The following is a 13973-nucleotide window of genomic DNA, read 5'->3' on the forward strand; positions in this document are numbered from 1 at the left end:
AGCCAAATCGAATTAACGACGTAAACCTAATGCGCCGATCAAAGCAACATAACGACCGTGATCTTTACCATTTAAGTAGTCAAGTAATTTACGACGTTGGTTAACCATACGAATCAAACCACGACGGCTGTGGTGGTCATGTTTGTGCTCTTTAAAGTGACCTTGCAAATCATTGATTTGTGCAGTCAATAAAGCAACTTGTACTTCTGGTGAACCAGTGTCATTTTCAGCACGAGCAAATTTAGCAATGATCTCTGCGCGATCTGCGTTAGTTAAAGCCATTCGATTTCTCCGAGATGCTTAATAAAATAAACGATATTGATCAGTTACGAGAACTGACTGCCGTGCATCACTACAGCAAGTCGCCTATTTTAAGTGATCTGTCGTTATATTGCAAAAATGTTTTAACTTGGCGGGCAATTCGGCAGCTGACAACTCAGATTAAAAGATGCACACTAGCCGGAATCTGTTTTCAGTTTATGACAGATACGAAAGAAAACGAAAAAATGCGAGGGAATCGTGAAACTTTTATCCGCTAACACCTGTTATATTCCTCATGATCTCAGCCAAGTCATTCGCTCAAAGGATGAAGTTTCAGCAGAACTTGGTGGAATGAGTCATGCTCAAGTTGACAAAATTTGGACCAGTGTCGAATCTTTATATAGAACAGGCAACTATCCACTGATTACGTTGTGTTTACGTCGCAAAGGGGAAATCTTAATTAATCGTAGCATAGGCCATGCACAGGGAAATTCGCCTGATGGTTTGGCTGCCGATGCTAAAATTGGTACACCTGATACCCCAATCTGTCTATTTTCAGCTTCAAAAATGGTCACTGCCATGCTGATTCATATGTTAAATGAGCGTGGTGATCTCAATTTACTTGACCCGATTAGTTACTATATTCCTGAATATGGAGTGAATGGCAAACGCCGCGCGACACTATTTCATTTACTCTCCCACCGCGGAGGTATTCCTCGCGTTGAAGGCGAAGTCACACCAGAACTATTGTTTGATCAAGAAGAAATTTTAAAACGCCTATGTGCAGCTAAACCCGTTTCGCCTTCGGGTACTCACCTTGCCTATCATGCGGTTACCGCTGGTTATATTTTGGGTGAAATCATTCATCGTGTGACAGGGCAAACTGTGCGTGAGTTTTTAGCTGAACAGATCGAAAAACCGATGGGATTGGACTATTTCAACTATGGTTTGAAACCAGAATATCGTGCTGATGTTGCAATGAACTATGCAACAGGGATTCATCCGAGTTTAGGTACTGATCGTTACTTGGAACACGTACTCGGCGCTGGACTACAGATGGCAGTCGATATTACCAATGATAGCCGTTTCATGGATACAATTTGCCCTGCTGGAAATATTTACACCAGTGCAGAGCAAGCAGGACGCTTTTTTGAAATGTTACTGAGTGGTGGAGAGTATCAAGGTAAGCAAATTATGAGTGCCAAGACCGTTTTCCGTTCGACACTACCGACATCAGGAATCAGCATTGATCGCAGTTTACTCGCGCCGATGCGTTATGCGCTTGGACCAATGTTAGGTAGTAACCCGATCGGCTTGTTTGGCCCAATGACGGGACAAGCATTCGGTCATATCGGTTTCTCTAACATTTTATGTTGGGCTGATCCTGAGCGTGACATCAGCGTGTCATTACTCACGACAGGAAAATCAGTGGTGGGAACACATTTACCAGCCTTAGCCAAGACGCTCTATCAAATCTCAACCAACTGTCTAAAGATTCCAAAGGATCAACGTCGTTCATTGTTTGCAACTGATCGTACGGAAAATGATTTGGTGTAATCAATAATTCAAGCATACAAAAAAGCCCAAGTTACACTCGGGCTTTTGCGCTGAAGTTTTTATTATTCTTATTTTAATTTCTTTTTATGATTTATCTTTTTTGTATTCGCTTGCCCTTTTACCCTCTGCATGCAATTTACACATCGTTTTTGTTATTTAATTAAAAAATCTCTTCTCTTTATACCGACTATTCTGTCACAATCAATTGTGGAGAAAAATAGCATTTTTCTTATCTGCGTGTAAGCAAAAACGTACGATTCTGTATAACAATTAACTTAATAATTAAAAAAAACTGTCTAACAATGGTTTGCCACTTAAATTGTTGTTTTAAAGCATTGCAATCTCGTAAAAATATTTTTTATGCAAAAAACTGCACACAATATTATCGGTTCTCTTTATGGAATTTGATGAACGATATTTTGTTAGATAATTGCTTCAAGAAATGATAAAAATAAAAAAGCCCTGTAGTCTCTCCCAAAACTACAAGGCTTAGCGGCTGTAAATTTCCTCTTTTATCACTTACTTCACTGTAAGCCCGCTGTCATCACGACATTATTATTATTCTTTTTGCGATTTACCTAACTTTCCATGCTAGGTTCTTTGTGTGTTCATAATCTCAAAAACCAGCAAATTGCTCTAGCGACAATATCTCGAATCCTTGTAAGCTTTTTCTTACAAAAATGTGAATTTTGAAGAATAAGTTTACAATCCTTGAAAATTGATCTTTTGTACTAAACCACTGCGACGAACTGTGCGTACTGTAAGGGCTTGTAACAGCGCATTTCGATCTGCCAGCAACGTGACCACTTTTTTAGCACGTGTAACTGCTGTATAAATCAGTTCCTGACTAAGCAGTTTTTTCGCATTTGCATCTAACACAATTGCGGTATGTGTAAACTCAGAGCCTTGAGACTTGTGAATAGTCAATGCAAAAGCTGTTTGCATATTACGTGGCAAACGATGCGCTGCAATCCATTTATTTAAACTAGGGAAAAATACTTCAAATTGCTGTGCTTGAGTCCGATGTTTAAAACAAATCCCGATATCACCATTTGAGATCCCGAGCTGATAATCATTATAAGTCATCATTACAGGACGACCGACATACCATTCTGCAACAGCGATTTGTTTAAACTGTTGATTCAACCATCGCTCAGCATAGCGATTGAGTTGTTCAATACCTAATGCGCCGTGTTTCACTGCCGCCAAAATTCGATAATCATCAAACACACGTATCACGTCTTGAATGTATTGTTCTGGTTGATCTGCATGTAAATAAGATTTTAATATTTCAGCATAATCATTGAATCCATACATTAATTTCTGCTGATATTGTTCAATCTCTATATCCAATTGCTCAGGTAGATATTCCAACTGAATCGCATCAGGCATTTCTTTACTCAAGCTCATTTCTTGCAAAGGAGCAGGCTTTACAATCTCATGCTCAAGCTGAGTTAAGACCGATTCAGATGAAGCTTGTTGTGACTGAATAAAGCGCGCCAATTGACCAATTTTTGCTTCATCTGAAAAGCGGCGACTATTTTGCAATTGAACACGATTCTCTGCCAAACCCTCGACTTGTTGTAAGTCAGCTAAAACAGACCCAACATCGACGGACGCCAACTGATTAGCATCCCCCAACAATATGATTCGACAAGAATCAGGCACAGCTTCAAACAATGCAGTGGCAAGACTTAAATCCAACATCGACGCTTCATCGACCACAATCACATCATAAGGTAAGGGCTGCTTCGCGTTAAAGTGAGGGATTTGTCGATTCCCCATTCCCAATAAACGATGCAAGGTTTGTGTGCTTTGATTACGCAATTCATCAGTCACTAAACCCGATGCAATCAATTTTGGATCGTTAAATGAATTTTGTAGTGCTTCTTGCATTCGCTGCGCAGCTTTTCCTGTGGGTGCAGCCATAGCAATTCGGATATCAGGAATCATTTGGTTGAGTGCCGCAATGATACGTGCCAAGGTATAAGTTTTACCTGTACCTGGTCCACCCGTGATGATACTGACCCATTGTTGCAATACCATTTTCAGAGCAGCTTGTTGAAACTCATCTTCAAGCAATGATTCATATTCAGAAATATCGATTACTGGTGTCATTTGTCGCTTTAATCGGCAAATCTGCTGTGCGAGGCGTTGTTCTAACTGCCAATATCGGTATAATGCCAAGCCCTGCTGATCGTAGACACATGGGGCAACTTGAGTGGCTGCTTTTTCGCTTGGAATTGCTAAATCACCCAAGGCTTCCAGTTGAACTAAATCAACTTGAATACAACTATCGCCATTTAAACTGGCTTCAATCAGTTGTTGTAACACTTGTGCAGCGCTATCTGCTTGAGCAGATTGAGAAAATGGGGCTTGTGTGAGATAACGACTCCACATATTTATCCAAGTCATTTGTTCTGACTGATCACTGATTAGCTTGTCCACAGAGTTATCCTCAAACTTACCCACACGCTTGTCCACAAGGTTATAAACAAGCTTATCCACAAGATAAGATTTTGTTTAATTTAAATTTAGCCATTTTATCTACACACCTTTTCCTTGTTTATCCTCAGAGAAATATCCCAATATTGCGTCTAAACGCAAGACAAACTCATCCTCAAGTTTCCAATAAAAATAGCCTTGATCTGCTTGTCCATTCATACCACGCAAATATAAATAAGACGCACCACCCAAGTGCTGCTCGATACGATAATTTTGCAATTTCACGCTTAAATAACGGTGCAATGCCACCAAATATAAAGCGGCTTGAAGCCAATAACTGGATAAAGACATGCTTTCAGCAATTTGTGTAGATTGATAATCTGCTTGATTCTCACCCAAATAATTACTCTTATAATCAGCAATATGGTATCGCTGTCCATCAAAGTAAACCAAGTCAATCGAACCATTCAAATAACGTGCTGATTTCGCATCAATAAACTCAGGCATTTGAATGTCATATTCTTCAAATAACTGTTGTACGCGCTGCATCGCTAACACACGATCGGATAAGGCTAAGTAAAATGGACACTCTGATAAATACTGTCCTGCGACTAATTGTTGTAATTGAAAACCTTGGTTGAGTGGTGTTTGCAGTACATCTGCTAACCACAACGCAATCCACTGATATAACTGCTGTTCAGCATTCTCTTGCTCAGGAAAATGTTGCTGATATTGTTCTAATAATGCGACCCATAAACCTTGATAAGTATTCTTAAAACGGCGGCGAATTTCCTCGATCCATGTTTCAGGATGCTGAAAGTCAATCTGCTCAAAAATCTCATGCAGGAAATTTCCTGCCAACGTCCCTTTTGGAAAATATTGTTTAATCCAAGCAATCGGCTGTGATACCGCAACACTTTCAACTGTTAAGAGATTGATTTCATCTTCAGCCTGATCAAACTGTTGATCCGCATTCGCTAAGCGATCAAGGCGATTGGCTTTATGCTTAAGATGCTGTGCCAAATAACTAAAACTGGTTTTTCCACGCGCATAAAAACGTTGTGTAGGTAAAGGCTCAGCGGCTAATAATCGCTCTGGCTGAGTTTCTTGTGTTCGTAAAGAAGCTGGGCGTTCCAACAACAAATGATCTTCAACACTATATGGATGCTGAAAAATATCTCCGTGGTTTTTCCAAAATGCCAAACCTGATAATTTATTTTTATCGCCTTTTTCAGGTTCAAATATCGCATAAACACGGTGACTCGCACGCGTTAATGCCACATACCATAATCGATTTTGCTCAGCCTGCGCACGTTGCTGATGCTGATCGAGTTCAGTTTGTTGCAAAAAGTTTTTATCTGCGATTGCCACAACGCGTTGGGTTCGAGTCTGTCCTGTCTCAGGGATTTGAATTTCAGTGGTGGAGAAATTTAAGGTCTTCTGCATTTCAGAAAATGCTTTGTTCGCGCCAAGTAAAAATACAATTTTAAATTCTAGACCTTTGGATTGATGAATGGTCATCAACTGCACACCCGCTTCACTGGATAGCTTATGCTCCAGCTCCCACTCTCGGTCACTTGGAGAATGGAGTTGTTTTAAATACCAATGATAGAGGTTGTGGATGCCTTGAACATGCTCACTGTGCTGACTCAAAATATCAGTGAGATGGCGTAAGTTGACCACTGCCCGTTCATTATCTTTACTTTGGGTTGCGACCAATTGCTGCCAAATTTCAAATTGATTTAAACAACGTTGCCATGCCACCAAGAAGCCTTGATTGCGCCACATTTCGCGGATGTCATCGAACTGCTGAATATAATGACTCAGCCCTTCTGCACTTTGCTCAAGTGCGACTAGTTGTGACAGATCGAAACCAAATAAACGGCTGAGTAAAGCACGTTTTAATTTGGCTTCATCATAAGGATGCAACAATGCGGTGAGTAATGCGCCAACATCTTGCGCGATCTTTGAATCAAACACACTGCGTTTTGATGGACGATTGACGCGAATGCCTAATCGCTCTAAAGCATATTGAACTTCATCTAATTGACGATGACTACGTGAAAGAACCGCAATGTCATCTTCACTGATGACTTGGTGATTGTCTCCATCTAGATATAATTGTTGCAAATGGGCTTGATTGAGTAGGCTTTGAATCTTCCAAGCCACTTGGGTTGCTTGTTCATTACCATCTTGTAGTTGTAACCAACGTAACGGTGCAGGGTTGAGTTGCCCATTTTCAATCAATGCAGGATGCGGGCGTGAACCCGCTTGAATTGGGTCATAAAGTACCTGCTCACCAAAATCCATTTGCCGTTGAAATAACACATCCACAACTTCAACCAACTCTTTGACTGAGCGATGGTTATGAATCAGCTTATATTCACGACCCTGCTTCGACATAATGTCTTGATAAGCATTTAAAAAGGTCAGCATATCACCACCGCGGAAACCATAAATTGCCTGCTTACGGTCGCCCACCATGATCATGCAGCCTTTTTGGTAACGTTGTGGATGTCGCCAAATGGTCGCCAACATATCATCCTGATCTTGGTTAGTATCTTGAAACTCATCCACCAAAATCAACGGATAACGTGCCTGTACAAATACCGCAAAACGTTGACCTTGCTCACCTTTTAATGCTTCTGACAAGGTTTTGATTTGTTGGGCAAAAGTGGTTTCGCCTTTTTGCTGTAACACTTGCGGTAAGCGTTTTTTGACTTCAATACACAAATACGCTTTTAGATACACTTGTAATTGTTCAAATTGTTGTTGTGTCTCTTTTACAGAATGGCAAAGTTTTTGAATGTGTAGAATCGTAGGGTGCTGATAAAAACCATCCGAGACTTCAGCGGGACATTTTTTAAAAATCTTCTGACTGTCGAGCTTGTCTAAAAATTTAAAAACAGTTTCTCGAGCATCTGAAAAATAACTATCAAAGACCTGTATATTTTGCGGATCTGCGAGCGCTTTTAATAGCTGCGGTAAAGACTCACAAAAGAGCTTATTGAAAGCGTTGTTACGAAACGAAGTACCATTAATATGAGAATAATATGCGCCATCTAAATTAAAATATTCAGCCAAAGTACTGAGGTCTATTTGCTGTGCTTGTTGTTGCCACTGTTGTAATTGAGCAAGCTCAATTTCAGGCATGTCAGGTAATTTAAATTGTGCAGAGCTAAAATTTAAAGAGCTCTCAACCATCCCGACAAAATGATCCACACTTTTAAGTGCCCCCACACTATAAAGTGCATCAATGACATGTTGGGGTTGTGATTGAATCCATTCTCGTAATACATCATGGATCAATTGACGTGTATAAGCTTTCGCATCTTCAGTGATTTGAGCACGTTCGATCTTGCCACTTTCAAAGGCAAACTCACGCAATAACTTTTGGCTAAAGCTATCCAGTGTTCCCACGAATAGCTCATCTAATTGGTCGATCACTAGTTTTAAACGTTCACAGGCATAGGCAATACGCGGAGCAAAAGTTTTGAGTAAATGCTGCTTCAACGGATCAGATTCTTGCGCTGCACGTATGTAAATATCACTTTCCAATACCGTTCGCATTGGTTCTAAATATTGTTGTACTTCAATCAATCGAGCACGGATACGGCTTTTTAACTCTGCGGCGGCAGCGCGGGTAAAGGTCGTCGCAATCACTTGATTAGGCAAATATTTTTCTAAGAAAATGCGAACCATCAAACTCGACAAAGTATACGTTTTACCCGTTCCAGCCGATGCTTCAATCAGATGTAGACCTTCAAATTGAATATCACAAATGGGTTGATAAGACACAGGAAATTTTGAACTCATGCCTTACTCCACGCGTAAAAATTCAAAAATGGGTTGATACAGCGCATAACTATAATGATCACAAGCGTATTGCAATAATGCGCTCGCATCTTGTTCTTGTAGAATGAATTGCCAATCTCGATGCAGTTTACACGCCTCGTTTTGTGTCATATCAAAACCTGAAAAATCACCAGTATCATTCCAATCTTTCAACACCTGCTTTTGGCTGTCTTCGACTAAAACCTGCTGGCTACCCTGTTCAACCCAATCATAGTGTTTGCCTTTTTCCAAAGGCTTAAGCAGTAAAGCTGCTGGCAACACCACTGGTTGTTGTTGCCCAGTTTGCCAAAGTTGTAACCATGCTTGTAAATACTGCTGCGCTTGCTGAGCACTTAAACCTTCGCAAATCACAGTCTGATCGCTAAACACTACGATACGGCGCTTCGAGGCTGCTGAATCATGATTCAATATCGCCAACCACAGTAAATATTCCAGCCACACTTTAGCGAAGCGTTTAGCACGTGCACTCGATGCATCTAGGCTGACCCAGTCTTGTGTATTTTGTTTCGGAGTCACACAACTCATTTGCAGTTGTTTGGAAATGCGCCAAACTCGCTGCGTTGTTTCAGTCGGTGCGACTGCATATTGTTGTAGTCGCTCCAACAAACGCTGTTGCTCTAGACAACTTTGTTGCCAAGCACTTTGCTGCACTTTCCCTACAGGCAACTGATCTTGCAAAACTGCTGGCGTCGCTTGATTATCCTGTTGCTGTAAAAAATGGCGAATTGCATATTTACCTAAACCATCTAATAGCAAAGGCTCGTTTTGATCAACCAAGTCAGTGACACTTAGATTCTCTACCCCTAATGTTTTTAGATATAGTCTTGCTGGAAAGGTGATATCTTGAATCCATTGCTGGCTGTCCAAGACCACCATTTCATTCAGCTCAATTGGATAAGTACTATTGACCCAAGTTTGGCGCTCACCTTTGACTTGCTGAATTTGTGATGCCACTTTAAACCAATGATCTTGAAAACGCGTATAACTTTGCTCTGCTAAAAAACCGAGTGGATCAAAAGGTTGCAAGCGATGCAGATGATAAAGTGGGTAGAGCTGTGGTGGAATCTGGAGTTTCTCATAGTCTTCCCCAAAAGAATTAAAGGAAGTCTCTCCCTCTGGGAGAGATTTAGAGAGAGGGGCTTTCACAACCAATGCCAAGTGATCACGGAAACCTTGCAAAATACTTGAAGGTTCTCGGACCTCACCGTCATTAATATCAAAGCCATTATAGAACAACCATAATTGCTCTTGCGCCAATAGCACCGCATCCAGAAAAGCCCCTTGATCATCTTCTAAACGAGAACGATCACCCAGTTGTTGGCGTAGTGCATCCATCAAATCAAATGGAATATGGCTATCGCGATTTGGAAATTTACCTGTATCTAAATTTAACAACACAATTAAGCGATAAGGAATCGGGCGGATCTGTCCAATTTGGCTAAACGTGATTTGTCCTGTGGGTTCCACTTGCGCAGATTGACTCTCTAAAGTGCGTTGGATTTCCTCGAGGATATAAGGCAACGGTAAAGATATTTGGCGAAGCTGTGTTTCAGCATCATCATAATAGCTTGCCAAAGTCAGCATACGTTCTTGTTTTTGAATAATCTCACGAACGGTTTTTAATGCCACAATGTCAGCTTGCTCAAATTCTTGTATATCTTCTTTAAGTCGTTTTAACCATATTTCTACAGGTAAACGCTGTCCCTGTTCATGCACCACCAACCAATCTCGGCGCGCAGACAGATCCTGATACATCTGAATCAGAATACCAATCAATTCAAAATCACTGGGCTGCACCAACGCATAACTCAAGGTTTGCTGCACCATCACATGTGCAGGTACAGCAATACCTAATGCCAAACGATCTAGAGCAAACTTAAAGCTATAGCGGTAATCCCTATCCTCAGCACTAAGTGTTTGTTTGAGATGTGCTTCATCTAAACCACGTTTAAAGCCTGCATCATTGAGTAAATCTAAAACCCGCTGGGTTTGTGTGTAATCCAAACCATAGCGTTGTTGGGTCGCAGCAAGATTGAGCCAATCGGCAAAATCATCTTGAGTAAAGCGACCTTGCGTCAGTTGCAACCGGCCCACTACTGCACGCCAAGCATTTAAAGCATCCAGTTGCGCCACGCCTGCAATTTTGACGGGTAAAAATACATCGTGTTCATTTGGAACCGCAGGAAATACACTGCGAATCAGAGGTTCTAATTCCGCCAAATTTGGCGTTAAAATCAAGACATCACTCGGACGGCGTGGTACTGCATCCGTTTGTGATAACCAGTGAATTAATTGCTCTTTGAGGACTTCCAGCTGCCTTAAACTGGAGTGACACACATGAATTTGAACCGAATGATCTTCAGCAGCCAATTTATATTGTTCGGCTTTAGGTTCGGCTAAATAAAAAATATCAGACTGTATCTTGCCTAATAAGGTTTCAGGAAAATGATCAATAAAAGCATCGACCCACCTCCCTTCTTCTCCTGTAGCCAATTGTGACAACAAGGAGAAATGATCTCGTGCTTGTTTACCCAGACGCGTCAAAAGCGGATGTCGCGATTCACGATTTAACGCATTAAAACCTAAACTAAAACTTTCAAAAAATGCTGAGATTTCAGCGTCAGTGGCTTTTGGATTTTTGCCAATAAAACGTTCTTTCACTCCCAAGTCATAACGCTGCTTCCACAACGGATCGACACTATCCGCCCAATACTCTTGTGAAGGGTTATAGTGCAAAATCACCACATCCAGATATTGCCCCAAACGACGTAAAAACTGTAATTGACTGGGCGGCAAATCTAATAAGGTAAACACAATCACTTGTGCTGGTAATTGCGCCAATGCTTGTGCACGGCTCTGTTGGTTGTCTAAAAGCTGCCAAAACTCCGCATCGATAGTTTGCATTTCCACATAGTCATCATGAAAATGGTTTTGCCATAGCCAACGCTGCCATGCCTCTAATTGTTGCGTTTGTTGTAAGCTAAATGCTGAGATCTGCTGATCCGTTTTTGAGATCAAATTTTCGATATCGAGTGCTTTATTTTGCCCCCAAGTCGAAAGCCAATTGGTCGAGCACGTACAAGCATCACCACAGCCTCTTTGGCAATGTCCCCTGTAGATCATATAGTTATTAAATAAATGCGAAACTTGCTCAGCGACCCAATACAACATGCTTTGTTTTTTGAGTTGCTTTTCAGTGCTTTGTTGCAACTGGTCCGCACTATCATAAATTCGTTGCACAATCGAATAGAGAGGATGTTCAGGCTCAAGAGTGATCTGTTCAGCCTGAATAAAGGGTTGCAAAGCTTGATGAATACGCCATTTTAAAATCAGACGTGGAATATTGGCTTTACGTACTTTTTCCTTATTATCAAGGACCTGTTGATAGGCAAACCATTGAAATCCGCGAATACGATGATGAAACTGATAGTTTGCCGTCATTCCCTGCTGTTCAGCAATCTTCTGGGTCAGCCACTGTTCTTGAGCAGGACTCGGCACAATAAAATGCTGCGTATGAAATACTTGCAATGGAGAGTGACTTGGTTGGGTAATTGCTGTCATCACGCCTTTTAATAACACCTCAAGGCTTTGACTTTGAATAACATGAATACCCATGCTTAACTGAACCCCATTGATCAAAAACACCCTATTTATGCACAAATTCGTACACAATCATCACTATACAAGCTTGTAGAACTATGTCACGTTAGGCAACATGAAATATAAATTTATTTTAAATACGATTGAATAATGGATTGCTTACTCGTTATATATACACTTCAAAATCCAATATTCAAGGGACAAACTTAGGTATTACTTTATGAAAATTGAAAAAGCGCCTGACTTTATTGACCCAAATTTAAATTTGGAACAAATTCGCCAAGAATGCTTAGAACGTACCAAAAAAACTGCTTATTACTCAGCAGGAGCAGCGATTGTTCCGATTCCTTTCTTTGATGTGGTGGTCGATCTCAGTATGCTCACTCACATTATTCCAGAGATTAATACCCGTTTTGGTCTTGCACCCGAACACATCAGTGTATATGACCCTGAAACTAAAAAAATTCATTGGAATGAACTTCGTAAGCGTGGATTTGAGTTTTCAGGCTTATTGGTCGCGCGTACTGCTATGAAAAAATCCTTTAACGGCTTTTTTGCAAAAATCGCAACCAAGCAAGTCACCAAATTTATTCCTTTAGGCGGGCAAATCGTTGCTGCAAGTTTAGGTTATTTTATGATGAAAAAAATTACCGAATTACACATCCAAGACTGTTATAACCTTGCGAAAAGAATCCAACAGAAAAGTCTTGCCCCGAACTAACTTTGCTCCGACCTAATAAAACATTCATCAACGCCGTCCTTTGAAACGATAGATTCAAAGGACGGCGATCACATACACAAAAACCACAGAAACGTTAATATTCACTTAATTTTTTAAGTTTAGATCAAGATTGTATTTTTATTCTCCATCCCACGATGACAAATAAATGATGGAGAGTCGTTGTGCAACACGGACAAACAACGTCAAAAATACGTGCCATTTTTAATGTCACAAGTGGGAACTTTCTCGAACAATATGATTTCTTTCTATTTGGGCTGTACGCAAAAGCCATAGGAGAAACCTTTTTCCACGCTGATAGCAGCTATGCCGCACTGATGAAAACTTTTTTGATCTTTGCGGTGAGTTTTTTAATGCGTCCAATTGGTGCTTTGGTCCTTGGTCCTTACGTTGATCGCATCGGAAGACGCAAAGGCTTAATGGTCACCTTAAGTATTATGGCAGCCGGTTCATTATTGATTGCACTGACGCCTGGTTATGCCAGCATTGGGTTTGCAGCCACCGTTCTTATTTTCATCGGTCGACTCGCTCAAGGATTTTCAGCAGGTGTAGAACTTGGCGGTGTTTCAGTATATTTATCAGAAATCGCAGCGCCTCATAATCGTGGTTTTATTACCAGTTGGCAATCCGCAAGCCAACAAGTCGCTGTCATTTTTGCCGCTACGTTGGGTTATATTGTCAGTCTCATTTTCACCAAGGCACAAGTCGATGCGTGGGCGTGGCGTATTCCGTTCTTCGTCGGTTGCGCAATTATTCCTTTCATTTTTTGGTTACGAAAATCATTGCAAGAGACTGAAGCATTTAGTGCTCGCAAAGAACATCCAACCACGCAGCAAATCATGCGCACACTGGCGGCAAACTGGAAAATTGTGTTGCTTGGAATGTGTATGGTTGCCACCACCACCACCATGTTTTATTTCATTACTGTTTACACACCGACCTATGGTAAAGAAGTCCTTAATCTCAGCAGCACTGAAAGTTTAATTGCAACCGTCATGGTTGGCGCAAGCAACTTCTTGCTCCTCCCTATTGGCGGTCATCTTTCTGATAAATTTGGTCGAAAACCATTACTGATTATCACCTCGGTACTGATTTTTCTGAGTGCCTATCCTTTACTGAACTGGTTAGCCCATGACATCAGTTTGGCTCATATGCTGCTCGCATTGCTGTGGTTATCACTACTTTATAGTTTTTATAATGGTGCACTAGTGGTTTCTCTCACTGAAATCATGCCAAGCTCAGTTCGAATCGCAGGTTTCTCGGTTGCTTATAGTTTAGCAACCTCGGTATTTGGTGGGCTAACGCCAATGATTGCGACCTATCTGGTACAAAGTTCTGGTAGCAAAAGTATGCCAGCCTTTTGGTTGATGCTTGCTGCAATCATTAGCTTCATTGCCACCTTAATTATTTTCCGCCAACAGCAAATGATTCGTGGCAACGTCTCAACCCATCAACATTCAATTGATCAACACGCTGCACTTATTTCTGATAAATAAAAGCGTTTGCACCTTTTACA

7 protein-coding genes are annotated in these 13973 nt (G+C 41.0%); 3 read left to right on the forward strand and 4 right to left on the reverse strand.

Translation table 11 applies throughout. The features are described 5' to 3' along the window. Positions 1–12: 12 nt before the first annotated feature. Complete coding sequence (gene rpsO / locus F927_RS08935) at positions 13–282, reverse strand: 30S ribosomal protein S15 (RefSeq protein ID WP_004637724.1); 270 nt, start codon at positions 280–282, stop codon at positions 13–15. A 237-nt stretch (positions 283–519) separates the two neighbouring features. On the opposite strand from rpsO, the gene F927_RS08940 reads away from it, so the two are divergent. Next, on the forward strand, positions 520–1818 hold the full coding sequence (locus F927_RS08940; protein WP_005083794.1) for a serine hydrolase domain-containing protein: 1299 nt from the start codon (positions 520–522) through the stop codon (positions 1816–1818). 702 nt (positions 1819–2520) lie between these two features. Here F927_RS08940 and recD read toward each other — a convergent pair. From recD to F927_RS08955, 3 genes are all read right to left on the reverse strand, one after another. Beyond that, on the reverse strand, positions 2521–4266 hold the full coding sequence (recD, locus tag F927_RS08945; protein ID WP_017394650.1) for an exodeoxyribonuclease V subunit alpha: 1746 nt from the start codon (positions 4264–4266) through the stop codon (positions 2521–2523). A 99-nt stretch (positions 4267–4365) separates the two neighbouring features. Beyond that, positions 4366–8079 (reverse strand): UvrD-helicase domain-containing protein, encoded by a 3714-nt coding sequence (locus tag F927_RS08950; protein ID WP_005083798.1) that lies wholly within the window; start codon positions 8077–8079, stop codon positions 4366–4368. A gap of 3 nt (positions 8080–8082) precedes the next feature. Beyond that, entirely contained in the window at positions 8083–11733 is a 3651-nt protein-coding gene (locus F927_RS08955) for an exodeoxyribonuclease V subunit gamma (RefSeq protein WP_017394649.1), read from the reverse strand. 205 nt (positions 11734–11938) lie between these two features. Here F927_RS08955 and F927_RS08960 point away from each other — a divergent pair, with 205 nt between their 5' ends. Then, a complete protein-coding gene (locus F927_RS08960) occupies positions 11939–12439 on the forward strand; it encodes a hypothetical protein (protein ID WP_005083804.1) in 501 nt (166 codons plus the stop codon). Between the two features lie 182 nt (positions 12440–12621). Next, on the forward strand, positions 12622–13953 hold the full coding sequence (gene tcuC, locus F927_RS08965) for an MFS transporter (protein WP_005083806.1): 1332 nt from the start codon (positions 12622–12624) through the stop codon (positions 13951–13953). Positions 13954–13973 lie beyond the last annotated feature (20 nt).

Origin of the sequence: Acinetobacter haemolyticus CIP 64.3 = MTCC 9819 (genome assembly GCF_000369065.1) — a bacterium.
In the GTDB taxonomy this organism is placed as follows: domain Bacteria; phylum Pseudomonadota; class Gammaproteobacteria; order Pseudomonadales; family Moraxellaceae; genus Acinetobacter; species Acinetobacter haemolyticus.

Excerpts from the sequence above, each read along its gene's own strand:
- rpsO (WP_004637724.1), bottom strand. The coding sequence starts at position 282 with ATGGCTTTAACTAACGCAGATCGCGCAGAGATCATTGCTAAATTTGCT.
- F927_RS08960 (WP_005083804.1), top strand. The coding sequence starts at position 11,939 with ATGAAAATTGAAAAAGCGCCTGACTTTATTGACCCAAATTTAAATTTG.
- F927_RS08955 (WP_017394649.1), bottom strand. The coding sequence starts at position 11,733 with ATGGGTATTCATGTTATTCAAAGTCAAAGCCTTGAGGTGTTATTAAAA.
- F927_RS08950 (WP_005083798.1), bottom strand. The coding sequence starts at position 8,079 with ATGAGTTCAAAATTTCCTGTGTCTTATCAACCCATTTGTGATATTCAA.